This is a genomic window from Pseudomonas sp. FSL R10-2189, from assembly GCF_009600325.1.
Taxonomy (GTDB): Bacteria; Pseudomonadota; Gammaproteobacteria; order Pseudomonadales; family Pseudomonadaceae; genus Aquipseudomonas; species Aquipseudomonas helleri.
Genome location: NZ_WIVZ01000007.1, coordinates 142,038 through 165,343 on the forward strand (window position 1 = coordinate 142,038; position 23,306 = coordinate 165,343).

Sequence of the window (23,306 nt, forward strand, 5' to 3'; positions counted from 1 at the left end):
TCGGGAAGACTGGCTGGCTATCAATCAACCGCGATGACGGCCGCGGAAGTAGTTGATCAGACCTTGGGTCGATGCGTCTTCTGCTGGCTCTTCGAGGTTGCCGGTCAGGCGGTTGTAAACGCCTTTGCCGAGTTCTTTACCCAGCTCAACGCCCCACTGGTCGAACGCGTTGATGCCCCAAATAACGCTTTGTACGAAGACTTTGTGCTCGTACAGCGCCACCAGTGCACCCAGACGGCGCGGGCTGATGCGTTCAACCACCAAGGTATTGCTCGGACGGTTGCCCGGGATGACCTTATGCGGCGCGAGCTTTTGCACGTCTTCTTCGCTCATGCCCTTGTCGCGCAACTCGGCTTCGGCTTCTGCACGGGTTTTACCCAGCATCAGCGCCTGGCTCTGCGACAAGCAGTTGGCGTACAACCACTGATGGTGATCGGACACCGGGTTGAAGCTGACAATCGGCACGATAAAGTCGGCCGGAATTAACTGGGTGCCTTGATGCAGCAACTGGTGATAAGCGTGCTGACCGTTGCAGCCTACGCCGCCCCAGATAACCGGGCCGGTGTCGGTCGAAACCGGTGTGCCGTCCTGGCGCACGCTCTTGCCGTTGGATTCCATGTCCAACTGTTGCAAGTGCTTGGTGATGTTACGCAGGTAGTGGTCGTACGGCAGGATCGCGTGGCTTTGCGCGCCCCAGAAGTTGCCGTACCACACACCCAGCGCGGCCATCAGCACCGGCATGTTCTGTTCGAACGGGGCGTTCTGGAAGTGCTGGTCCATGCTGTAAGCACCGGACAACAGCTCTTTGAAGTTGGACATGCCGATGGCCAGTGCAATCGGCAAACCGATGGCCGACCACAGCGAGTAACGACCGCCTACCCAGTCCCACATCGGGAAGATGTTTTCTTCGCGGATACCGAACGCTACGGCCGCCGCGTTGTTGCTCGACACGGCGATAAAGTGGCGATGCAGTTCAGCTTCCGAGCCGCCCTGAGCCAAGTACCAGGCCCGCGCAGCTTGAGCGTTTTTGAGGGTTTCGAGGGTGTTGAAGGATTTCGATGAGACGATAAACAGCGTGGTTTCGGCGCGCAGTTTTGCGGTCAGTTCATGGAACTCACTGCCGTCGATGTTCGCCAGGTAGTGGCAGCGAACGCCTTTTTGCGCGTAGGACAGCAGTGCTTCAGACACCAGCTCAGGGCCGAGGAACGAGCCGCCGATGCCGATGTTGACCACGTCAGTGATCGGCTTTTCGGTGTAACCACGCCACAGGCCGTCGTGAATCCGCCCGACCAGTTCGGTCATTTGGTTCAGGACTTTGTGCACCTGCGGCATGATGTTGACGCCGTTCACCGACAGTTTGTCGGCCACAGGGCGACGCAGTGCTGTGTGCAGGGCCGGGCGACCTTCGGAGGCATTGACGATGTCGCCTTCAAACAGCGACTTGATCGCGTTTTTAAGGTCGGCTTCGTTGGCCAGATTGACCAGCAAGCTGCGGGTCTGGTCGGTGATCAGGTTTTTCGAGTAATCCAGAAACAACCCGCAGCTGCTAAGGGTGAAATCCTCAAAGCGCTTGGGGTTGCTGTTGAACGCATCGCGCATGCTGAAATGTTGCATGTCGGCGCGGTGAAGTTTGAGCGCTTGCCAGGCGGGCAGAGCGGTAACGTCGTGAGGAGTGCGGTAGTACGCCATCGCTGCGAATATCCTTTTGCTTGAACTGCCTTTTGGACACTGAAAACACCGAAACCTTCGATTTGAGGTCAAGATTTCGGCTGGTCTGATTCTGCGCTTCATTCAGAAGCAGGGCGATTACAGTAAACCTCGCGCCTGCTTCTGTCTCGGCTTTGTCTGACACTGCTACGTAACTTTTGTCACGAGCATGTTACTCGGGTACTACACAGTTTTCAGTGATAGGTGAAGGGTTAGGCGGCGGATCTGCTGTTCCGTGCAGTCTGCTTGTTAAAAAGAACCTTCAAGGTTCAGATGAATGTTGTCGATCAGGCGTGTTGCCCCCAGGAACGCCGCAACCAGAATCACCAGATCGCGGTCATCGGCGGTGGCTGGCAGCAGGGTGTGTGCCTGGCGGATCTCCAGGTAGTCGGGGCGAAAACCTTTGGCTTCGATCAGTGCCAGGTGGTGGCGGACCAGCCCGGCGTAATCGCGCTCACCGGCCTTGATGGCCTGGGCGATTTCGTTCAGATGGCGATACAGCGCTGGCGCAAGCTGGCGCTGTTCTTCGGTCAAATAGCCATTGCGTGAAGACAACGCCAGGCCGTCTTCAGCGCGCACAGTTGGCTCGCCAATAATCTGCACCGGGATGTTCAGGTCAAGGACCATGGCGCGGATAACGGCCAGTTGCTGGAAGTCTTTTTGGCCAAAGATGGCCAGATCGGGCTGCACCATATTGAACAGCTTGCTGACGACAGTGGTGACGCCGTCGAAATGCCCCGGACGGCGGCTGCCGCACAGTTCATTGCTCAGTTGCGCGGCGGTCACGCGGGTCAGGCCCGTCATGCCTTGGGGGTACATTTCTTCTACGGTCGGCGCGAACAGCAGGTTACAGCCCGCTTGCAGGAGTGTTTCCTGGTCGGCCGCAAGCGTGCGCGGGTAGGTGTCGAGGTCTTCATTGGCACCGAACTGCAACGGGTTGACGAAAATGCTCGCCACCACGAAATCGGCTTGCTGAGCAGCGGTAGTGACCAAGGCCGCATGGCCACTGTGCAGGTTGCCCATGGTGGGCACCAGGCCGATTTGTTTGCCTTCGCTGCGAGCGCGTGCGACGGCTGCGCGCAACTCGCGAACGGTTTTGACTGTGTTCATGCAGAGAATCCGTGTTCGGTGCCAGGAAAGCTGACGGCTTTGACTTCAGTCACGTAAGCGCTGATTGCCGATTGGATGTCGGGTTGACCCGTCATGAAGTTCTTCACGAACTTGGGAACGCGCCCGGTCAGTGACAGACCGAGCATGTCGTGCAGGACCAGCACCTGGCCGTCGGTGTCACTGCCAGCGCCAATACCGATCACCGGGATTTTCACCGCGTGGGTGATTTCCTTGGCCAATTCGCTAGGGACGCATTCGAGCAGCAACATGGCCGCACCGGCTTGCTCCAGGGCAATGGCATCGGCGCGCATCTGGCGGGCCTGGTTTTCGTTACGGCCCTGGACTTTATAGCCGCCCAAAACGTTGACGGTTTGCGGCGTCAGGCCCATGTGCGCGCACACCGGAATACCGCGCTCGGTCAGAAGGCGGATCGACTCGGCAAGCCACACGGCGCCTTCCACTTTGACCATATGCGCACCCGCCTGCATCAGTTGGGCGCTGTTGTTCAGGGTTTGCTCTGTGGTCGCGTTAGCCATGAAGGGCAGGTCGGCGAGGATCAGTGCGTCCTGGTTGCCGCGTTTGACGCTGGCCACGTGGTACGCCATGTCGCGGGTGGTGACTGGCAGCGTGCTGTCATGCCCTTGCAGAACCATGCCCAGGGAGTCGCCCACCAGTAACACTTCCACACCCGCCTGATTACAGACGTGGGAAAAGGTGGCGTCATAGCACGTCAGCATGGTGATTTTTTCACCTTTTTGCTTAAGGCTTTGCAGGGTGGTCAGGGTAATAGCCGGCATGAAAAAGGATCCTCGTCAGGCAGTGTGATAACCACTGCGTGTCACGCATGTGATTCATCGTAGAAGCAGGCACACCTTTTAGTAACGGTGCTTATAACGCCTGCTTTTCACATTGCGCCGTCAAATGGACGGCAGCGGGATGCCTATAGTCGTGACGGGGACACTGGAAGTCAATTAGAGGTGTTACCGCGTGGGTGTTACCGCGGTTATTGATTCGTTTCAGCGAATGGCGCCATACGCTCAAGGCCGACGAATGGGCAGTCTGCAAGCAATTGCTCAAGACGGCGGCCGTCAGCGAGTACCAGCGCTGCGGGCACGAGTTCGGCCAGCGGGTACAGCACGAAAGGGCGGGCGTGCATATGGTAGTGCGGGACTTTGAGGCGAGGCTCGTCGATCAGGCGATCGCCAAAGAGCAGGATGTCCAGATCCAGCGTACGCGGGCCCCAGCGCTCGTGACGCTCGCGGCCTTGATCGAGCTCGATGGCTTGCAGGGCATCGAGCAACGCCAGCGGTGCCAAAGTGCTGTCGATGGCCGCCACGGCATTGGTGTAGCGCGGCTGGCCGGGCAGTAACGAGTCGCTTTGATAGAACGCCGAAACACCGGCCAGAGTTGACTGCGGCAGTTGCGCCAGCGCCTGGACAGCGCTGCGCAATTGCTCTGTGGGCTCAGCCAGATTGCTGCCCATGCCGATGTAGATACGTTCCATCACTTACTCGTCTGCGCCTGCACGTTTACGCTTGCTGCTGCTGGTACGGCGACGCTTGCGCGGGGCAGGGCCGGTGCCGTCATCTTTGGCATTGCTCAACTCACGAATCATCTCGCGGCGGCCGCTGTCGTTGGCGTCCTGATAGTCTGTCCACCACTCGCCCAGGCCGTGGGTCTGTTCGCCAGCGCTTTCACGCAACAGCAAAAAGTCATAGCCGGCACGGAAGCGCGGGTTATCCAGTAGCGCATCGGCGCGTTTGCCACTGCGGCGCGGCAGGCGTTCTTGCATGTCCCAGATCTCGCGGATCGGCAGCGTAAAACGCTTGGGGATGGCAATGCGCGTACATTGCTCGGCGATCAGGTCGTGTGCCGCTTCCTGCATGGCCGGGATGGCGGGCATGCCACGGTCTTGCAGTTGCATGACGCGTGTCGGCAGGGCTGGCCACAACAAGGCGGCAAAGAGGAATGCCGGGGTGACCGGTTTTCCTTGTTTGATCCGCAGGTCAGTGTTGCGCAAGGCTTCGCTGATCAGGGTGTGGGTGTATGTCGGGTTGTGCTCAAGCGCTTCGGCACTGGCCGGGAACAGTTGCTCGAACAACTGCAGGTCAACCAGCATCTCGAAGGTGTCAGCCGCGCTGCCCGACAGGAACAGCTTGAGCACTTCTTCGAACAGCCGCGCAGACGGGATCTCTCGCAGCATCGGCGCCAGGGCCTGGATCGGCGCTGCGGTGTGTTTTTCGATACCGAAGTCGAGCTTGGCCGCGAAGCGCACCGCGCGCAGCATGCGCACCGGGTCTTCCTGGTAGCGCTGCTGAGGGTCGCCGATCAGGCGAATCAGGTGATTACGGATGTCGTGTACGCCGTTGGCGTAATCGAGAATGCGCTCGCTGACCGGGTCGTAGTACAGGGCGTTGATCGTGAAGTCACGACGCTGGGCGTCTTCTTCAAGAGTGCCGTAAACGTTGTCACGCAAAATGCGCCCGCTTTCGTTACGCGAGGACTGGTTGCTGTCTTCCTCTTCGTCGTTTTGCGGGTGATTGGCGCGGAACGTCGCGACTTCGATGATTTCACGGCCAAAGTGGATGTGAACCAACTTGAACCGGCGGCCAATGATCCGCGCATTGCGAAACTCTGCACGCACCTGTTCAGGGGTGGCGCTGGTGGCAACGTCGAAGTCTTTGGGCGTGATGTTGAGCAGCATATCGCGCACACAACCGCCGACCAGATAGGCCTCATAACCGGCGTTCTGCAGACGTTCGACGATGTTGACGGCGTAACGGCTGAATTGAGCGCGTTGCAGCGAGTGTTGGCCGCTGTTGAGCACTTCTGGGGTGCTACGCAGTTGTTGCGTGCGACGCTTGGGAGTACGGAGTGACTGGAACAGCTTCTTCAGCATGGGATGCACTGTTTGAAGGAATGTTCGGCCAAAACGAAGAATGACCGCATGATGGGCGGGGATTCTAGCATTTAGTCAGGGGATGGTGTAGGAAGCTGAGCCGCTCTTGCGCGCGATGCTACAAACGGCACGCTATAAATAGCTGCCAGAGGCTTGAGTTAGAGCGTGTAAGTGATTTTTTCTAAATCGCAGCAAGCACAAGGGGAGCCGAAGCTCCCCCAGAATTAGTTGCATGCTCTATTTTTATTATGAGTTGCGGGCTTTTTGTTTTTGTTAAGTGCCCTGGTTACCAGGTTTTGGCCTGTGTAACCCTCTCAAATTGAGAGATAAGAGCAAACGGATTGCTTTGGTCGCTGTGTTGATGTGATCAATGATCCAACTAGTTCAGGCTCTGCTTTAAGTGCAGTTTTTGTTGTTCTCTGCCTAGCCGTGGGGCAAGCCCCATGTACAACGCCTCTCCAAAACAATCAGTTAGCTGCGCCTCCGCCGTGTTGTTTTTGTTATGCGTGAGCCGATACGTCTTATTTTTATTGTGTGTTGCTGTGATTCTTATTGTTCTTGTACGAATACATATAGCAGGGGGCGTGCCAACTTTTGCGCGGCCCAGCAAAATAAGGGGTTTTCTGGCTTTTCACTTTTTGGCAGGCCAAAAAAAGCCGGGGTTTCGTTACCGTAAACCCCGGCTTTTGTTACGTGATTAATCAGCGGTAACAGTTTTTTCTCGTTCTGAGGTGTTACCTGCAGCGTTACCCGCTTCAGTTTTCGCTGGCGACACCGGTTTTTCTGCGTGGAATGCCCAGGCGTTGGCGACGTTCCCACAGGCATTTACGACTCACCCCCAGCTTGCGGGCCAATTCGGTCTCGGTCATGTGGTCTTGATGCTCCAGAACGAAGTGCTGGAAGTAGTCTTCCAGTGACAGGTCTTCGGTCGGGTCCAGGCTGGTGTTACCGCTGCTGATGCTCTGTTGCGGGGCCAGGCCGATGAAGTCGTCGTCTTGCAAGTCGCTCAGTTCGATGTCGATACCCAGCAGGTCGGCCGAGATTTCCGGGCTTTCGCACAGGATCACGGCGCGCTCTACGGCGTTCTCCAGCTCACGTACGTTACCCGGCCATGAGTAATGGCTGATGGCGCGCTCTGCGTCAGGGGCGAACTTGAGGTCGGTACGGCCAATACGGGCGCTTTGACGGGCGAGGAAAGCGCGGGCGATTTCGATAACGTCAGCACCCCGCTCACGCAAGGCAGGCAATTTGAGCGCGATAACGTGCAAGCGGTAGTACAAGTCTTCACGGAACTGGCCAACCTTGGCCAGGTTCTTGAGGTCCCGGTGGGTCGCAGCGATCAGGCGCACATCGACTTTTTGTGACTGCACCGAGCCCACGCGGCGAATCTCGCCTTCTTGCAGCACGCGCAGCAAGCGCGCCTGGGCTTCCAGGGGCAGCTCACCGATTTCGTCAAGGAACAGTGTGCCGCCGTCGGCGGCTTCGACCAGCCCGGCACGCCCGGCGCTGGCGCCAGTAAACGCGCCTTTTTCATGGCCGAACAGTTCGGATTCGATCAGGGATTCAGGAATAGCCGCACAGTTGACCGAGATCATCGGGGCCTTGGCGCGTTTGGACAGGTTGTGCAGGGCGCGGGCGACCAGCTCTTTACCCGTGCCGGACTCACCTTGAATCAGCACATTGGAATCTGTGGGCGCGACTTTGCGAATCTTGCTGTACATGTCGAGCATCGGTGGGCATGAGCCAATGATGCCGATTTCACCGTTGCTGTTGTCCACCGTATTTTTGTCGGTGTTACCGGGCTTGGCGGCCGGGCGGTCAGTTGCGGCCACCGTCTGGCTGTTTTGCCGATCGCGCAGGATGCGCGCCACCGCCTGGAGCATTTCGTCGTGATCAAACGGCTTGGCGATGTAGTCGACCGCGCCCATTTTCATTGAGTCGACGGCTGAGCGCAGGCTGGCGTAGCTGGTCATGATCAGCACCGGCTTGCCTTGCCCCAGCTTGATCAACTCGGTGCCGGGCGCACCGGGCAGACGCAAGTCGCTGACTATCAAGTCGAACGAGGGAATGCTGAAACGCTCTTGCGCTTCCTGTACCGAGCCGGCTTCGCTGACCTGGTACTGATTGCGCTCCAACAGGCGGCGCAACGCGGAGCGGATGATTGTTTCGTCTTCGACGATCAAAATATGCGGCATTGATTCAGTTCTCTCGACGGTCTCAGTTCACAGCGGACGTCGCTTCGACATGACGCGGTAGTGTCACCCGAATACGGGTCCCGCGTTGGCTCTGAATGTCAGCCGGGCTGTCGATGGTGATTTGTCCATAATGCTCTTCAACGATGGAATAGACCAGTGCAAGGCCCAAGCCGGTGCCTTCGCCAGGGTCCTTGGTGGTGAAGAAAGGTTCGAACAATCGGTCCATGATGTTCTTCGGAATTCCGCTGCCTTCGTCTTCAACGATCAGGTCGACCGTGTGCTCGCTGGCTTCGCTCTTGACCCGCACGGCGCTGCCGGCAGGCGAGGCGTCGCGGGCGTTTGAGAGCAGGTTGATCAACACTTGCGCCAAGCGCTGCGGGTCACCGTCGACCCAGTGATCGGGGTCGCACAGGTTGTAAAACTGCACCTCAAAGTTGCGCCGGTTCAAGGCCAGCAGACCAATGGCATCTTGAGCCACTTCGGCCAGACAGACGGGCTCGTCATTGTGCTGATGGCTGCCCGCGTGGGCGAAGCTCATCAGCGATTGCACAATGCGTGAGATGCGCTTGGTTTGTTCGAGGATCTGGCTGCTGATCTCGGTCAGTTCGCTGTCGTCCTCGCGCTCTTCGCGCAGGTTCTGCGCCAGGCAGGCGATGCCGGTTACCGGGTTGCCGATTTCATGGGCTACGCCCGCGGCCAGTCGACCAATGCTGGCCAGCCGCTCGGAATGCACCAGTTTGTCTTCGAGCATCTGTGTTTCGGTCAAGTCTTCGACCAGTAACACCAGGCCACTGTTACCTGGTGCCAGCGGTTCATCAATGGCCGCTTTGTGCAGGTTCAACCAGCGAGTTTGGCCGTCGAGGGCCAGATGCTGTTTGTGCAAGTGCTCGTCGGGCAGGTCGATAAAGCCCTGCAACAATTCGCGCCACGGGTTGCCCAGTGTATTCAGGCGCGAACCGACTACCCGCTGGGCGGGGATGCTGGTCAGCTCTTCCATGGCTTTGTTCCACATCAGGATCTCTTGATCCTTGGCCAGCGAGCACACGCCCATCGGCAGCTCTTGCAGCGTTTGGCGGTGATAGCGGCGCAAGGCGTCGAGTTCGGCGGCCAGGCCGGTCAGGCGCGAGTGGTAGTCCTCAAGCCGGCTTTCGATGAAGTGAATGTCTTCGGTAACGTAGTTTTCGCCGCCTGATTTGTAAGGCAGAAAGGTTTCAACCATGTCTTGGGCAACGCTGGGGCCCATCAGGCCCGACAGATTGGCTTCGATCCGGTCACGCAAGCGCCGCAAGGCGTACGGCCGCCGCTCGTCGAAGGGCAAGTACAGGTCGCGCAAGGCTTGCTCGACTTCCTTTTGCGCGGCCTTGGCGCCCAGAGGTTTGGCCAGTTGGGTGGCAAACTCTTGCGGGGAGGCGGCGTGCAGCTCGCGACGTTGCGGGCGACGTACGTTGTCTACCGCGCAAGCTTCGGCGGCGCTGGCTTCTTCGGGGCTGGCGTTAGTGAACAGGGAAATCAGGGTGAACATCAGAACGTTCGCCGCGAGCGAGGCGATGGCCGCCATGTGCCAGCTGGTATCGTCCAGCACGTAGATCATGTCGAGCCACGGGATGTAGAAGCCCTGGAAGTTACCGATCAGCGGGAGCAGCATGCTGCCCATCCACACCACGATCCCGGCCAGCAACCCGGCGATAAAGCCACGTCGGTTTGCCGTTGGCCAGTACAGGACCGAGAGCACGCCCGGCAGGAACTGCAAGGTGGCGACAAAGGCGACGATGCCCAGGTTGGCGAGGTCTTGCTCGGCGCCCAGCAGCAGGTAAAACCCGTAGCCGGCCATGATGATGGCCACAATCAGCGCGCGGCGGGTCCACTTCAGCCAGCGGTAGATGTTGCCTTCTGCAGGTGGTTGATAGAGCGGCAGCACCAGGTGGTTGAGCGCCATGCCCGACAACGCCAGGGTGGTGACGATGATCAACCCGCTGGACGCCGAAAGCCCGCCGACATAGGCCAGTAATGCCAAAGCTTTGCTGTTGGCCGTGATGCCAATCCCCAGGGTGAAGTACTCAGGGTTGGTGGTGACGCCCAGCTTGAGCCCGGCCCAGAGAATCAGCGGCACGGCCAGGCTCATCAACAGCAGGAACAGCGGCAGGCCCCAGCTGGCGCTGACCAGCCCGCGCGGATTTAGGTTTTCGGTGAAGGTCATGTGATACATGTGCGGCATCACGATGGCCGAGGCAAAAAACACCAGCAGCAAGGTGCGCCAAGGGCCTTCTTGCAGCGGGGTGTGCAGGGCGGCGAGGGCAGTCTGGTTTTGCAGCAGCCAGACTTCCAGTTGCTGCGGGCCACCAAACACGCCGTAAAGCGCATAAAGGCCAACCCCGCCGATGGCGACCAGCTTGATCACCGACTCAAAGGCAATGGCAAACACCAGCCCTTCGTGCTTTTCACGCGTGGCGATGTGCCGTGAACCGAAGAAAATCGTGAACAGGGTAATCATCGCGCAGAAGCTCAGGGCTACGCGGTGTTGCACCGGTTCTCGGGTCAGGATGCTGATGGAGTCGGCCACGGCCTGAATTTGCAGGGCCAGCAGCGGTAACACGCCGATCAGCATGAAAATCGTGGTCAGCGCGCCCGCCCATGAACTGCGAAAGCGAAACGCAAACAAGTCTGCCAGCGAAGACAGCTGGTAGGTGCGGGTGATTTTTAAAATAGGGTAGAGCAACACGGGCGCCAGCAAGAACGCGCCGGACACCCCGAGGTAGCTGGATAAAAAGCCGTAACCGTATTCATACGCCAGGCCCACGGTGCCGTAGAACGCCCAGGCGCTGGCGTAAACACCCAGCGACAAGGTGTAAGTCAGCGGGTGGCGAATGATCGCACGCGGGATCATGCCGCGCTCACTGATCCACGCCACTGCAAACAGCACCAGCAAATACGCGGCGCTGACCAGCACCATCTGGGTCAGGCTAAAGCTCATCGGCATCTTTTTGGCTCTGAAGAATAAAGGTCACAACGATCAGAATCAGCCAAAGCAGATACGGCCTATACCAGGCGCCCGTCGCGTCAATCCACCAATCCATGATGGCGGGGGAAAACAGGTAGATCCCGACAACCAGCAACAGGACCAATCGATAGATATACATCCTGCCCTCACTTTTGCTGGCCGCATGCCCTAAAAACGTGCGGCGATGGTAACGGATGGCTGGCAACCTGCAAGGGCTGTCAGCGTAATTGCGCCTCGGCCAGGGTGAGCGTGCGCGGGATCAGCCCGGCATTCCAGTGCGCAATGCCCCAGTCGAGGATCTCACGCGGGCTGGCGCCATCAAGGCTTTCGTCCGGGGCCTGGCCCAGTGCTCGCAGGGCGCGAAGCAGCAGGGGCGAGGCTTGATCGGGTGTCAGCGGCGGCGAGCGGTACGATTTGCCCAGCTTGTGGCCGTCGGGTTGAACGATCAGCGGCACGTGCAGGTAGCGAGGTTGCGATAACCCGAGCAACTCTTGTAGGTATAGCTGACGCGGTGTGGAGTCGAGCAGGTCGGCGCCGCGCACAATATCAGTGACCCCTTGCCAGGCATCATCGAGCACCACCGCCAACTGGTAGGCATACAGGCCATCGCGGCGGCGGATAATAAAGTCACCAGCTTCACGGCCCAAATGCTGGCGGAAGGTGCCTTGTACGCGGTCTTCAACGGCGTATTCAAGCTCCGGCACCCGCAGGCGAATGGCGGCGTTTTCCATCGAGCGGCCGGCGTTACGGCACAGCCCGGGGTAAATCCCGTTATAGCCTTCGAGTTGTTTGCGCGAGCACGTGCAGGCATAGGCCAGGCCTTGGCTGAACAAGCGGTCCACAACTTGCGCGTAGGCGTCATGGCGCTCGCTTTGACGAACCAGTTCACCGTCCCACTCAAACCCATAGCGTTGCAGGGCGTCGAGTATGGCGGCTTGAGCGCCGGGCATTTCACGCGGCGGGTCGAGATCTTCCATACGCAACAACCAGCGCCCGCCTACGGAGCGTGCGTCAAGGTACGAGGCGAGGGCGGCCACCAGCGAGCCGAAGTGCAAATGACCGCTGGGCGTCGGGGCAAAGCGCCCGATGTAGGAGGGGTTTGAAACAGCCGTCATGGCATAAATCCTGTAGCCGCTGCCAAAGGCTGCGATGGGGTGCGTAGCAGCCCTGGTGTTTTGAAGGCCCTTCGGTCCTTATCGCAGCCTGCGGCAGCGGCTACAGGGCTGGAAGAGCAAATTACAGAAACAAAAATGGGGCGTTCGCACGCCCCATTGGGTCAGGCCGGCGATTACTTGCCGACTTGTTTTTCCTTGATTTCAGCCAAGGTTTTGCAGTCTACGCACATGTCCGCCGTCGGGCGGGCTTCGAGTCGGCGAATACCGATTTCGACGCCGCAAGACTCGCACCAACCGTACTCTTCGTCTTCGATCAGTTGCAGGGTCTTGTCGATTTTCTTGATGAGTTTGCGCTCGCGGTCGCGGGCTCGCAGTTCCAGGCTGAATTCTTCTTCCTGGCTGGCGCGATCAGCTGGGTCAGGAAAGTTGGCCGCTTCGTCTTTCATATGATCAACGGTGCGGTCGACTTCCTGCATCAAGTCCTGTTTCCACTTTTGCAGAATCTTGGTGAAGTGCTTGCGCATAGGCTCGCCCATGTACTCTTCACCCGGCTTTTCAACGTAGGGCTCGAAGCCGCTAAGCGATTGAGTATTCTGTTGCTGTGCTTGTGTGGGCATGAAATGGACCGCCTCTGTTCTTCTAATCCATTGCGCAGGATTGCAACATCACCGACACCTGCCGGCCCTGCGGCTGCAAGCGGGCGAACTTACCAGATCAATTCGGGCCGCGCTACTCCCGGTTGTCTAGCCTGTTGTCAGCGATCGTGTACAAAGCCTGTCGTACTTAAGATTAGTGGCAAATTAATATTTTAGCCGAGCTATGACCGGGGCTTGCGCCGTTTGGTTCTACGCGCGGGCAGTCTAAGACTCTATTTCGCTCTCCCTTGTGACAGTGCTTGGGTAGAATCGGACTTTTGCTTACCCAGGAAGGCAGGCTCATGGTTCAGTCTTACAGTGCGCGCAGCCGCGCGATCGAACCGTTCCACGTCATGGCGTTGTTGGCGCGTGCCAACGAGTTGCAGGCGGCGGGGCACGATGTAATTCACCTGGAGATTGGCGAGCCCGATTTCACCACGGCCGAGCCGATTATCGCGGCGGGCCAGGCCGCCCTGGCCGCGGGTAAAACCCGTTACACCGCAGCACGCGGCTTGCCGGAGTTGCGTGAAGCGATTTCCGGGTTTTATCAGCAGCGTTACGGTTTGAACATCGACCCTTCGCGCATTCTGATCACCCCAGGCGGCTCTGGTGCTTTGCTTTTAGCCAGCAGCCTGCTGGTTGATCCGGGAAAACACTGGTTGCTTGCAGATCCGGGCTACCCCTGTAACCGGCATTTCTTACGTTTGGTTGAAGGGGCCGCGCAGCTGGTGCCGGTCGGCCCTGATGTTCGCTACCAGTTGACGGCTGACCTGGTTGAACGTCACTGGGATCAAGACAGTGTGGGCGCGCTGGTTGCGTCCCCGGCGAACCCGACCGGAACCCTCTTGAGCCGTGATGAATTGGCTGCCTTGTCGGCTGCGGTCAAGGCGCGTGGTGGGCATTTGGTGGTGGACGAGATCTATCACGGCCTTACTTACGGCTGTGAGGCCGCCAGCGTACTTGAGGTGGACGACAGCGCCTTTGTGCTCAACAGCTTCTCCAAATATTTCGGCATGACCGGTTGGCGCCTGGGGTGGCTGGTGGCGCCGCCAGAGGCCGTCGCAGACCTGGAAAAGCTCGCGCAGAACCTCTACATCAGCGCTCCGAGCATGGCGCAATATGCCGCGCTGGCGTGTTTTGAGCCGCAAACGCTGGCCATTTTGGAAGAGCGTCGCGCCGAGTTTGGACGCCGTCGTGACTATCTACTGCCCGCGTTGCGAGCATTGGGGTTCGGCATTGCCGTGGAGCCTGAAGGTGCATTTTATTTGTACGCCGATATCAGCGCGTTCGGCGATGATGCCTTCGCTTTTTGCCGTCACTTCCTCGAAACTGAGCACGTTGCCTTCACCCCGGGTCTGGATTTTGGGCGTCATCAGGCCGGGCATCACGTGCGCTTTGCCTACACCCAGAGTTTGCCGCGCCTACAGGAAGCGGTTGAGCGAATTGCCCGTGGCCTGCAGAGCTGGAAAATCTGATGCAGTTCTCTCCAGCCTTAGAAGAAGGGCGTCTGCTCAAGCGTTACAAACGTTTTTTGGCCGACATCGAAACGGTCAGCGGTGAGCTGCTGACAATCCACTGTCCGAATACCGGTTCGATGCTCAATTGCATGGTCGAAGGCGGGCAAGTCTGGTTCAGCCGCTCCAATGACCCCAAGCGCAAACTGCCGGGCACGTGGGAGATCAGTGAAACCCCGCAAGGCCGTTTGGCGTGTGTGAACACCGGGCGTGCCAATCGTTTGGTCGAAGAAGCGCTGTTGGCCGGGGTGATCACCGAGCTCAATGGCTTTACTGCGCTCAAGCGCGAAGTCGCCTATGGTCAGGAAAACAGCCGGATTGATTTCCGCCTGGAGTACCCGGAGGGCTTTGCCTTTGTCGAAGTCAAAAGTGTCACGTTGGGTTTTGACGACACCCGTGTGGCGGCGTTTCCGGATGCGGTTACCCAACGCGGCGCCAAGCATTTGCGTGAGCTGGCCAGCCTGGCCCGTGAAGGCGTGCGGGCGGTGCAATTGTATTGCGTCAACCTGACCGGGATCGACGCGGTACGCCCGGCGCAAGAAATCGACCCGGGCTATGCGGCGGCCTTGCGTGAAGCGGTGGCGGCAGGTGTTCAGGTACTGGCTTATGGCGTTAGCCTGACGTCTGACGCGGTGGTGGTTGATCGCCGGTTAGACGTCATCCTCTGACTCATCGTGTGTCAGCCAAATCCCTTGGTTGTCTTCATGGCAGCCAAGGGCGGTCAAGAATTGCCCGGCGCAAGGCCCGGCAACGCATTCCCCGCTCTCAATCAAAAACAAGGCAGCATGGGTCGCGCACTGGATCAGGCTGGCGCTGGGGTCGAGGAATTGGTTGGGCTGCCATTCCAGCGGCACACCACGGTGGGGGCAGCGATTTTTATAGGCGTAGACCTGACCGGCCCGACGCACGACAAGCAGGCGGATGCCGTGCTGTTCAAAGCCCAGGCTGGCGCCTTCTGTCAGCGACGCTGAGGGGCACACATATTTCATTACAATCCTTAACCTACCCTGATGTATGAATCGATACGCGTGATGGCACGTGTTAAGAGGTTGACGTGCAAATGCAAACAATTATCAAATGGCGGGCTGCTCTGTGATGTGCTGTTTTGACTGGCGGCACTGCCGTTGCTCCGTTGAGCCCACTTATCAAGGAACGCCCCCGTATGCGCCTGAGTACCCGCCTGATAATGCTTTGTGCAGGCTTTATGATCAGTCATGTCAGCCTGGCTGACGAGTTGCCCCAACGCTGGGTCAGTGCCGGGGGCGCGCTTTCGGAGTGGGTCAGTGCTTTAGGCGGGGAGTCTAAATTGGTTGGGGTCGATACCACCAGCCAACATCCTGAATCACTTAAATCACTGCCCAGCATCGGGTATCAGCGGCAACTGTCGGCAGAGGGGATTTTGAGCCTTAAGCCGGATGTCTTGATCGGCACCGAGGAAATGGGGCCACCGCCGGTGCTGGCGCAGATTCGTAACGCCGGTGTGCCGGTTGAAATGTTCTCGGCCGAAGCTGACCTGCCCACCCTTGAGGGCACTCTCGCGCACTTGGGGCGCCTGCTGGGGGATGAAGCTAAAGCGTCGCAGGTGTTCAAGGCGTATCAACAGCAACTGGAAGCGTTGCAGCAGCAGGTCAAACAGGCACAAGCCCAGCATCAATCGCCGGGCGTGCTGCTGCTGTTGGGGCATGCGGGCGGCAAACCACTGGTTGCGGGCAAGGACACGGCGGCAGATTGGTTGCTGACACAGGCCGGTGGTCACAACTTGGCCACGCACACGGGCTATAAAACCTTTTCCGTGGAAGCGCTGGCAGGTTTGAACCCTGACGTGCTGGTGTTTGCAGACCGTAGCCTGACAGGTGATGAGGCGCGTAAAGCGCTCATGAAGGAAAACCCGATTCTGGCCTCGCTCAAAGCAGCCAAAGACGGGCGCATTTATGAGCTGGACCCAACGCTACTGGTAGGCGGCCTGGGCCCGCGTTTACCGGACAGCTTGAAGCAACTGACGGCTGAATTTTACCCAGCGGCTCCGGCCCACCTATGAGGACATTGGTTCAGCCTCGCCCTTTGTTTATCGGGCTGAGTGTGCTGTGTCTGATAGCTATCTGGTTATCGTTGGCGTTGGGGCCGGTGAGTTTGCCGTTGCTCGACACCTTGCGTGCGGCCTTGCGCTTGGTCGGCGTACCGATAAATGGCGACGGGCTGGAACAGGCCGAGTTGATCCTGGGGCAGATTCGCTTGCCCCGCACGTTGCTCGGTTTGGCGGTGGGCGGCGTGCTGGCGTTGTCCGGTGTGGCCATGCAGGGCTTGTTTCGTAACCCTCTGGCTGATCCCGGCCTGGTGGGGGTGTCCAGTGGTGCATCACTGGGTGCGGCGATAGCGATTGTCGGCGGTTCGGCCTTTGGCGGTTTGCCCGACGCGTTTGGCCCGTATTTACTGTCGATCTGTGCGTTTCTCGGCGGGTTGGGGGTGACGGCATTGGTTTATCGGCTTGGCCGACGCAATGGGCAAACCAGCGTGGCGGTGATGCTGCTGGCGGGTATCGCGCTCACGGCGCTGGCAGGCTCGACGGTGGGCTTGTTCACGTATTTGGCCGATGACGCGACGTTGCGCACCCTGACGTTCTGGAACCTGGGCAGCTTGAACGGCGCCAGTTATGCCCGTTTGTGGCCTCTGCTGTTTGTGACCGTGGCGGTATCCCTGTGGTTGCCACGCCGGGCCAGCGCGCTAAACGCCTTGTTGCTGGGCGAGTCCGAAGCCAATCACCTGGGCATCAATGTAGAAGGGCTCAAGCGCGAGTTGGTGTTCTGTACCGCGCTGGGCGTGGGCGCGGCAGTGGCAGCAGCGGGCATGATCGGCTTCGTCGGTTTGGTGGTGCCGCATTTGGTGCGACTGCTGGCCGGGCCGGATCATCGGGTGTTGTTACCTGCGTCGGTACTGGCAGGCGCTGCTTTGCTGCTGTTTGCCGACCTGATTGCGCGCTTGGCCTTGGCGCCTGCGGAAATGCCGATTGGTATCGTGACCGCATTTTTGGGCGCGCCGTTCTTCCTTTACCTGTTGTTGCGAGGCCGCCACTGATGCTGCGTACAGAAAACCTGCATATTCGTCGCGGCCCTAAAAGCGTGCTGAATGACATTACCCTTGAGGTGCGGCCGGGTGAAGTGCTGGGTGTTCTGGGGCCCAATGGTGCCGGTAAAAGCACTTTGCTGGCGGCGTTGTGTGGTGAGTTGGCGCCGACTGAAGGGGAGGTCTTGCTGGATCAGGATGCTCTGAGCCAGTGGAAGGGCGCCGAGCGGGCGCAGCGTCTTGCCGTATTGCCACAAACATCGACCCTCGATTTTGCTTTTCGTGTTGAAGAGGTGGTCGGTATGGGGCGTTTGCCCCATCAGACTGGCACCGTGCGCGATGCCGAGATCATCTGCGCGGCGCTGGAGGCGGCTGATGTCGGGCATTTGGCGGGGCGCAGTTACCTGGCGTTGTCCGGGGGCGAGCGACAGCGGGTTCACTTGGCACGGGTGCTGGCGCAGTTATGGCCGGGGCAAAATGGGCAGACGTTGCTGCTCGATGAACCGACCTCGATGCTGGACCCTTTGCATCAGCACACAACCTTGAAAGCCATTCGTGCCTTTGCCGATCGTGGCGCTGCGGTGTTGATCATCCTGCATGACCTGAACCTCGCCGCGCGTTACTGTGATCGCCTGCTCTTGCTGGAAGACGGCTACCCGCGTGCTTTGGACAGCCCGCAAGTGGTGTTGCAGCCGCAGTCGCTCAAAGACGTATTCGGATTGGATGTGTTGGTGCAGCCGCACCCTGAATTAGGGCATCCGGTGATTATTGCGCGCTGACAACTTAAGAAGGCTGCGAGTTATCGCCGAGTAGGAACTGCCGCAGGCTGCGATCTTTTGATCTTGAAAGTCAAAAGATCGCAGCCTGCGGCAGTTCCTACAGGAAGGGGCATACGCTGATCGGGTGTTTTTCAGGCAAAAAAAGACCCGGCAAGAGCCGGGTCAAATAACCGTGATTAGCCTGATGAGGAGATTTTCTGAGAGTCCGAACCAAGGGCCTTCCAGAAGATCGACTGGCCTCGCGACCAGATGGCGTAATAATAACAATTCTCATTTTCATGTCAACAACTGTTTTTCAGCTTTTTTTGCTCCACCGATAAACGGTGCGGACTAGCCTTTTTTCAGCTTGAACAAATCCTCTACTTGCTCATTCAAAAATGCCTTTCTTTGCGGGGGGATGTCGTTCCAGTGAACGTCCAGCAGCGCGCCTTCAATGGCATAGAGCAGCACTTTGGATGCCCGAAAGCCCCTGGCTTTGACGGCCCGATAAGCCTCGACCGCTCCGCGGCGCCTTAAATCCGAAGCGCTGTGGATACCGACAGCGTGCAACCATTGCGCCGAGGTTTTCCCAAGGTTTTTTAGATGCTGGAGTTCATCTTGCATCAGCTCTCCTTGCGACGGCGTGAGCTCAGCGCTTATGAGTCAAGACAGGTGTGTTGAAGTGTAGCGGCTGATAAGAAAGCCGCCGTCCGTTAGTCGTTTTTGGAACAAGCAGGCGCAGAAAGTGCAGGAGATGGCGTTAGGGCTGTGACAGGGATTGATGCAAAGGCCCGAGCCAGAGCGCTTGCCTCAAATTTCAGGCAACAGTCGCCAACGCCGGGCGGGCGTTGGGGCGAATGTCGTATTTGTTTTATTTGGTGCGATAGCGCAAGCGTGTGCCGAAGTTGACCGACATCAGGATTTCATCTGCAGTCAGTTCGACCGGAAAGTACGCCCCTGAAATTTGCGCATGGGCCAGGCTGGCGCCTTCGATGCAGGCGTTACGCAAGTCCAGGCCGCGCAGGTCGGCAGAGCGGAAATAGGCGTCGGTGAAATCCACGCTGTCTGCATTTAGCTCGCGCAAATCCAGCCCGCGAAAGTCGCCGCCACGCATATCAATGTGTCCGGGTGGACGTTGTTGGTTAAACCCGCTGATGTTGTCTTCATGCAGTAACGTGTAGAGCGCCGATTCAAGCAAGGCAGGGCGGCTCATGGGGCGTCTCCTGATGGATGTACATCAATATTATAGTGCCACTATTGGCGTGCCGCGAAACCCTTGCAGTTTCGCAGCACGGGCAAGCACTTACAGCCCTGGCAGGCGTTGGCGAATGTCGCTGATCAGGGTGTCCAGGCTTTTGCTGTTGTTGGTTTCAACCGGCTTGCTGCGCAGGACCTCATCTGCCCCGAGTGGCTCGCGGCTGGCTTGTTGCGCTCGGACAACGTCCATGGTCGCGTCAGACGGGTCGTTGCCAAGGCTATTGCGATGAGCCAGCCAGCCTTCGATCACGGCGTCGGGTGCGGTGCAGTCGAGGATCAGGCACGGCACGCCCGTGGCTTCGGCAACTTTGGCGGCAGCGTCGCGTTGTTCGCGTTTGAGGTAGGTGGCATCAATGACCACCGGGAAGCCCGCGCGCAGCACGATGCCGGCCAGTTCATGCAGTTTGTCGTAGGTCGCGGCACTGGCGTCAGCGCTATAAATGCCATGGCCAACGGTGTTGTCGCCGGTTTGCTCGCCAAACAATTGCTTACGAACGACATCAGAGCGCAAACGAATGGCGCCCAGGGACTCAACCAAACGCATCGCAACAGAGCTTTTGCCGACGGCTGAAACGCCGTGGGTAATGGTCAGGAAGCGTGAAGGGATGGTGCTGTAGCTTTCAGCCAGGTTGGCGTAGTTGCGGTACTGGCGCAGGGTGGCTGCGCGCTGCACTGCGCTGGCTTCTGCCGGCATGCTGAACAGGCTGACCTTGGCACGCACCAGGGCGCGATAGGCTTTGTAGAAATTCAGCAGCTCAAGCCCCTGGTAGTCGCCGGTCAACTCCAGGTACTGGCTGACAAAGCGGCGTGCCAGGCACTTCAGGCTGCGGTCTTCAAGGTCCATGGCCAGAAAGGCGGTGTCGGCGTACACGTCGGTAAAACGGAACGGCTCGTTGAATTCGATGCAGTCGAAAATCACCACTTTGCCGTCAATCATGGTGGCGTTGCCCAAGTGGATATCACCGTGGCATTCGCGGATAAACCCTTGGGCCTTGCGTTGCTCCAGCAGTGGCTGGAGACGGGTGAAGCTGGCTTCGGCCCAGGCTTGAAGGGCATCGAGTTGCAGCAGGTCAGCTTTGTCGGACAGGAAAGGGCGGATCTGCTCGAAGTTCTGACGCACCGGCTCCATGACGGCTTCAGGGGTGCCCTGGTGATGTTCCAGCGGGACATGCGGGGCGTGTGTGTGGAAATGGGCAATTTGCTGGGCCATTTCGTCGATGTGCGCAGCGGTCAGTTCGCCATTGGCCTGCAGCGTGCTCAGCAGCTGGCTTTGCGGGAATTGGCGCATTTTCAGCACGTACTCGATAGCCGGGCCTTCGCCGCCGAGTTGAGGCGCGTCGGCGCTGCCGGTGATCGGCAGTACGTCCAGGTACAGGCCTTCGGTCAGGCGCTGGTTGAGGCGCAGCTCTTCATTGCAGAAGAATTCGCGGCCACTGAGTTCGGTGAAATCAAGAAAGCCGAAGTTAACCGGTTTTTTGATCTTGTAGGCGTAAGGGCCGGTGAGGATCACCCAGGAAATGTGGGTCTCGATAACCTGAAACCCGTCGACTTCATGCGGGTATAAGCTCGGATTTTGTAGCGCGGTAATCAGGTTCTGGCTCACGGTCGGTCCTTCTGAAGGCGGGAAAATTCAATGCGCCATTATGGCTGTTGACAGCGGTCGTGCAAACCGCCGGACGCGCATGATGAACATGAGCAAAGTGCGTATAATCCCGCGCCATGACTCGAACTCGATCCCCCCGCTCCCGTTCCAAACGTCCTTCTGGTGGCCTCCGGCCCTGGCTGGGTTGGGCCCTTAAGCTCAGCCTCGTCGGCCTGGTGGTGCTGGCAGGTTTTGCTGTTTACCTCGATGCCATCGTGCAAGAGAAGTTCTCTGGCAAGCGCTGGACTATTCCGGCCAAGGTGTATGCCCGGCCGCTGGAGCTGTTCGTCGGCCAGAAACTCAGCAAGAACGAATTTTTGACTGAACTCGATGCACTGGGCTATCGCCGCGAAAGTGTGGCCAATGGCCCCGGTGCAGCCTCGGTGAATGGCAACACGGTTGACCTGAACACCCGTGGTTTCCAGTTTTATGAAGGTGCTGAGAAAGCGCAGCCGGTACGGGTACGTTTTTCTGGCGATTATGTGTCGGAACTGACCTCGACCAACGGCGCCAAGTTGCCCGTGGTGCGGCTTGAGCCGTTGCTGATTGGTGGCCTTTATCCGAAAAACCTCGAAGACCGGATTCTGATCAACATTGATCAGGTACCGCCGTACCTGCTCGATACGCTGGTAACGGTAGAAGACCGTGATTTTTATCATCACTTCGGCGTGTCGCCCAAGTCGATCGTCCGTGCCCTGTGGGTCAACACCTCGTCCGGGCAAATGCGCCAGGGCGGCAGTACGCTGACTCAACAATTGGTCAAGAACTTCTTCCTGACCAACGAGCGCAGCCTCAGCCGCAAGCTCACCGAGGCGATGATGGCGCTGTTGCTTGAAATGCACTACGACAAGCGCGAGATCCTTGAGGCTTACCTCAACGAAGTGTTTGTGGGGCAAGACGGCCAGCGTGCGGTGCACGGCTTTGGTCTGGCCAGCCAGTTCTTCTTCAGTCAGCCGTTGTCTGAACTCAAACTGCATCAGGTGGCGTTGCTGGTGGGCATGGTTAAAGGGCCGTCGGCGTATAACCCGCGTCGTTACCCTGAACGTGCGCTTGAGCGGCGTAACCTGGTGCTCGACTTGCTGGAGCAACAGGGTGTGGCGACGGCCGAGCAAGTCGCTGCGGCTAAAAAGATGCCGCTGGGCGTGACCAAGCGAGGCAGCCTCGCGGACAGCTCATTCCCGGGCTTCCTGGATCTGGTTAAACGTCAATTGCGCGAAGACTATCGCGACGAAGACTTGACCGAAGAAGGGCTGCGGATCTTCACCAGTTTCGACCCGATCTTGCAGATGAAGTCTGAAGCGGCGGTGGGTGACACCTTCAAACGTCTGGCTGGACGCAAAGGCGCAGACGAAGTTGAAGCGGCGATGGTGGTTACCAACCCTGAAACCGGTGAGGTTCAGGCGTTGATTGGCAGCCGTCTGCCGGGCTATGCAGGCTTTAACCGAGCGCTGGATGCGGTGCGCCCGATTGGTTCGCTGGTCAAGCCTGCGGTGTATTTGACCGCACTTGAGCGACCAAGCCAGTTCACGCTGACCAGTTGGTTGTCGGATGAGCCGATATCGATCAAAGGGGCAGACGGGCAGGTCTGGACGCCGCAGAACTATGACCGTCGCTCTCACGGCACGATTTTCCTTTATCAGTCGATGATGAACTCTTTCAACCTGGGGACTGTGCGGCTCGGGCAGCAAGTCGGCGTGCCTAACGTGCTCAAGACGCTGGCGCGGTTGGGGGTAGAGCGTGAATTCCCGGCCTTCCCGTCCATGTTGCTGGGCGCTGGTGCGCTGAGCCCGATGGAAGTGGCAACGATGTATCAGACGCTGGCCAATGGCGGCTTTAATACACCGATGCGCGGCATTCGCAGTGTGCTGACGGCTGAAGGCGAGCCGCTGAAACGTTACCCGTTTCAGATCCAGCAGCGCTTTGATCCAGCCTCCATCTACTTGATCCAGACGGCGATGCAGCATGTGATGCGCGAAGGCACCGGGCGTTCGGTCTATAACGTATTGCCGAAAAGCCTCACGCTGGCGGGTAAAACCGGTACCAGTAACGACTCGCGTGACAGTTGGTTCGCAGGCTTCAGTCAGGATCTGCTGGCGGTGGTGTGGCTGGGGCGTGATGACAACGGTAAAACCCCGTTTACCGGTGCGAGCGGCGCTTTGCAGGTGTGGACCAGCTTTATGAGCAAAGCCGATCCGTTGCCGCTGGATATGCCGCAGCCAGACAACATTGTCAAAGCCTGGATTGATCCGCATACCGGGCAAGGCTCTGATGCGAGCTGCCCGGGCGCTGTGCAGATGCCGTATATTCGCGGCAGTGAACCGCCTGCTGGAGCCGGTTGTGGTGCGCAAGCACCTGCGACAGGTGAAGCGGTGATGGATTGGGTCAAGGGCTGGTTGAATTAAGCAAAGAGGGTGTG

19 protein-coding genes are annotated in these 23,306 nt (G+C 58.7%); 6 read left to right on the plus strand and 13 right to left on the minus strand.

What is annotated here, in order from left to right; translation table 11 throughout:
- Nucleotides 1-24 precede the first annotated feature (24 nt).
- The 9 genes from pgi to dksA all read right to left on the minus strand — a co-directional run bounded on the left by pgi (nt 25) and on the right by dksA (nt 12,641).
- Complete coding sequence (gene pgi / locus GHO32_RS08365) at nt 25-1,689, minus strand: glucose-6-phosphate isomerase (RefSeq protein WP_153333996.1); 1,665 nt, start codon at nt 1,687-1,689, stop codon at nt 25-27.
- Nucleotides 1,690-1,956: 267 nt separating this feature from the next.
- The gene (panC, locus tag GHO32_RS08370; RefSeq protein ID WP_153333994.1) at nt 1,957-2,817 is read right to left on the minus strand and encodes a pantoate--beta-alanine ligase; all 861 of its coding nucleotides are present in this window, start codon (nt 2,815-2,817) and stop codon (nt 1,957-1,959) included.
- A complete protein-coding gene (panB, locus tag GHO32_RS08375; protein WP_153333992.1) occupies nt 2,814-3,614 on the minus strand; it encodes a 3-methyl-2-oxobutanoate hydroxymethyltransferase in 801 nt (266 codons plus the stop codon). The genes panC and panB overlap by 4 nt, the downstream gene beginning before the upstream one ends.
- Before the next feature lie 206 nt (nt 3,615-3,820).
- On the minus strand, nt 3,821-4,321 hold the full coding sequence (folK, locus tag GHO32_RS08380) for a 2-amino-4-hydroxy-6-hydroxymethyldihydropteridine diphosphokinase (protein ID WP_153333990.1): 501 nt from the start codon (nt 4,319-4,321) through the stop codon (nt 3,821-3,823).
- Between the two features lie 3 nt (nt 4,322-4,324).
- Complete coding sequence (locus GHO32_RS08385) at nt 4,325-5,716, minus strand: polynucleotide adenylyltransferase PcnB (protein ID WP_153333988.1); 1,392 nt, start codon at nt 5,714-5,716, stop codon at nt 4,325-4,327.
- 755 nt (nt 5,717-6,471) lie between these two features.
- Entirely contained in the window at nt 6,472-7,911 is a 1,440-nt protein-coding gene (locus tag GHO32_RS08390; protein WP_153333986.1) for a sigma-54 dependent transcriptional regulator, read from the minus strand.
- Nucleotides 7,912-7,933: 22 nt separating this feature from the next.
- A complete protein-coding gene (locus GHO32_RS08395) occupies nt 7,934-10,888 on the minus strand; it encodes a sensor histidine kinase (RefSeq protein ID WP_178113860.1) in 2,955 nt (984 codons plus the stop codon).
- A 239-nt stretch (nt 10,889-11,127) separates the two neighbouring features.
- Nucleotides 11,128-12,024 carry a tRNA glutamyl-Q(34) synthetase GluQRS gene (gluQRS, locus tag GHO32_RS08405; RefSeq protein WP_153333982.1) on the minus strand — a complete coding sequence of 299 codons (897 nt, stop codon included), beginning with the start codon at nt 12,022-12,024 and terminating at the stop codon, nt 11,128-11,130.
- 173 nt (nt 12,025-12,197) lie between these two features.
- Nucleotides 12,198-12,641, minus strand: coding sequence for an RNA polymerase-binding protein DksA (gene dksA / locus GHO32_RS08410; protein ID WP_048373305.1), 444 nt, complete (start codon nt 12,639-12,641; stop codon nt 12,198-12,200).
- A gap of 320 nt (nt 12,642-12,961) precedes the next feature.
- Here dksA and GHO32_RS08415 point away from each other — a divergent pair, with 320 nt between their 5' ends.
- Both GHO32_RS08415 and sfsA read left to right on the plus strand, forming a co-directional pair.
- Nucleotides 12,962-14,134, plus strand: a complete 1,173-nt coding sequence (locus GHO32_RS08415) for a pyridoxal phosphate-dependent aminotransferase (RefSeq protein WP_153333980.1) — start codon at nt 12,962-12,964, stop codon at nt 14,132-14,134.
- Nucleotides 14,134-14,841 (plus strand): DNA/RNA nuclease SfsA, encoded by a 708-nt coding sequence (sfsA, locus tag GHO32_RS08420; RefSeq protein WP_153333978.1) that lies wholly within the window; start codon nt 14,134-14,136, stop codon nt 14,839-14,841. Before GHO32_RS08415 ends, sfsA begins: the two co-directional genes overlap by 1 nt.
- Here sfsA and GHO32_RS08425 read toward each other — a convergent pair.
- On the minus strand, nt 14,824-15,162 hold the full coding sequence (locus GHO32_RS08425) for a Rieske 2Fe-2S domain-containing protein (RefSeq protein WP_123751735.1): 339 nt from the start codon (nt 15,160-15,162) through the stop codon (nt 14,824-14,826). The two genes, sfsA and GHO32_RS08425, sit on opposite strands and share 18 nt — an antisense overlap.
- A 173-nt stretch (nt 15,163-15,335) precedes the next feature.
- Between GHO32_RS08425 and GHO32_RS08430 the strand changes: the two genes are divergently transcribed.
- The 3 genes from GHO32_RS08430 to GHO32_RS08440 are packed head-to-tail and all read left to right on the plus strand — an operon-like array spanning nt 15,336 to nt 18,012.
- Nucleotides 15,336-16,211, plus strand: a complete 876-nt coding sequence (locus GHO32_RS08430; RefSeq protein WP_153333976.1) for a hemin ABC transporter substrate-binding protein — start codon at nt 15,336-15,338, stop codon at nt 16,209-16,211.
- 50 nt (nt 16,212-16,261) lie between these two features.
- Entirely contained in the window at nt 16,262-17,245 is a 984-nt protein-coding gene (locus tag GHO32_RS08435; protein WP_178113862.1) for an iron ABC transporter permease, read from the plus strand.
- Nucleotides 17,245-18,012, plus strand: a complete 768-nt coding sequence (locus GHO32_RS08440; RefSeq protein ID WP_153333972.1) for a heme ABC transporter ATP-binding protein — start codon at nt 17,245-17,247, stop codon at nt 18,010-18,012. The genes GHO32_RS08435 and GHO32_RS08440 overlap by 1 nt, the downstream gene beginning before the upstream one ends.
- A 330-nt stretch (nt 18,013-18,342) precedes the next feature.
- Here GHO32_RS08440 and GHO32_RS08445 read toward each other — a convergent pair whose 3' ends face one another.
- The 3 genes from GHO32_RS08445 to GHO32_RS08455 form a co-directional block, all read right to left on the minus strand.
- Nucleotides 18,343-18,615: a TfoX/Sxy family protein gene (locus tag GHO32_RS08445; RefSeq protein WP_048391524.1), complete on the minus strand. Its 273-nt coding sequence runs from the start codon at nt 18,613-18,615 to the stop codon at nt 18,343-18,345.
- A gap of 247 nt (nt 18,616-18,862) precedes the next feature.
- Nucleotides 18,863-19,204, minus strand: coding sequence for a pentapeptide repeat-containing protein (locus tag GHO32_RS08450; protein ID WP_123751731.1), 342 nt, complete (start codon nt 19,202-19,204; stop codon nt 18,863-18,865).
- Between the two features lie 90 nt (nt 19,205-19,294).
- Nucleotides 19,295-20,851: an AAA family ATPase gene (locus tag GHO32_RS08455; protein WP_368668531.1), complete on the minus strand. Its 1,557-nt coding sequence runs from the start codon at nt 20,849-20,851 to the stop codon at nt 19,295-19,297.
- 116 nt (nt 20,852-20,967) lie between these two features.
- On the opposite strand from GHO32_RS08455, the gene mrcB reads away from it, so the two are divergent.
- Nucleotides 20,968-23,292: a penicillin-binding protein 1B gene (gene mrcB / locus GHO32_RS08460; RefSeq protein ID WP_153333970.1), complete on the plus strand. Its 2,325-nt coding sequence runs from the start codon at nt 20,968-20,970 to the stop codon at nt 23,290-23,292.
- Nucleotides 23,293-23,306: the final 14 nt, after the last annotated feature.

Bases quoted from the DNA above. Each gene is read 5' to 3' on its own strand.
- pgi (WP_153333996.1), bottom strand. From the start codon at position 1,689: ATGGCGTACTACCGCACTCCTCACGACGTTACCGCTCTGCCCGCCTGG.
- panC (WP_153333994.1), bottom strand. From the start codon at position 2,817: ATGAACACAGTCAAAACCGTTCGCGAGTTGCGCGCAGCCGTCGCACGC.
- panB (WP_153333992.1), bottom strand. From the start codon at position 3,614: ATGCCGGCTATTACCCTGACCACCCTGCAAAGCCTTAAGCAAAAAGGT.
- folK (WP_153333990.1), bottom strand. From the start codon at position 4,321: ATGGAACGTATCTACATCGGCATGGGCAGCAATCTGGCTGAGCCCACA.
- GHO32_RS08385 (WP_153333988.1), bottom strand. From the start codon at position 5,716: ATGCTGAAGAAGCTGTTCCAGTCACTCCGTACTCCCAAGCGTCGCACG.
- GHO32_RS08390 (WP_153333986.1), bottom strand. From the start codon at position 7,911: ATGCCGCATATTTTGATCGTCGAAGACGAAACAATCATCCGCTCCGCG.
- GHO32_RS08395 (WP_178113860.1), bottom strand. From the start codon at position 10,888: ATGCCGATGAGCTTTAGCCTGACCCAGATGGTGCTGGTCAGCGCCGCG.
- gluQRS (WP_153333982.1), bottom strand. From the start codon at position 12,024: ATGACGGCTGTTTCAAACCCCTCCTACATCGGGCGCTTTGCCCCGACG.
- dksA (WP_048373305.1), bottom strand. From the start codon at position 12,641: ATGCCCACACAAGCACAGCAACAGAATACTCAATCGCTTAGCGGCTTC.
- GHO32_RS08415 (WP_153333980.1), top strand. From the start codon at position 12,962: ATGGTTCAGTCTTACAGTGCGCGCAGCCGCGCGATCGAACCGTTCCAC.
- sfsA (WP_153333978.1), top strand. From the start codon at position 14,134: ATGCAGTTCTCTCCAGCCTTAGAAGAAGGGCGTCTGCTCAAGCGTTAC.
- GHO32_RS08425 (WP_123751735.1), bottom strand. From the start codon at position 15,162: ATGAAATATGTGTGCCCCTCAGCGTCGCTGACAGAAGGCGCCAGCCTG.
- GHO32_RS08430 (WP_153333976.1), top strand. From the start codon at position 15,336: ATGCGCCTGAGTACCCGCCTGATAATGCTTTGTGCAGGCTTTATGATC.
- GHO32_RS08440 (WP_153333972.1), top strand. From the start codon at position 17,245: ATGCTGCGTACAGAAAACCTGCATATTCGTCGCGGCCCTAAAAGCGTG.
- GHO32_RS08445 (WP_048391524.1), bottom strand. From the start codon at position 18,615: ATGCAAGATGAACTCCAGCATCTAAAAAACCTTGGGAAAACCTCGGCG.
- GHO32_RS08450 (WP_123751731.1), bottom strand. From the start codon at position 19,204: ATGAGCCGCCCTGCCTTGCTTGAATCGGCGCTCTACACGTTACTGCAT.
- mrcB (WP_153333970.1), top strand. From the start codon at position 20,968: ATGACTCGAACTCGATCCCCCCGCTCCCGTTCCAAACGTCCTTCTGGT.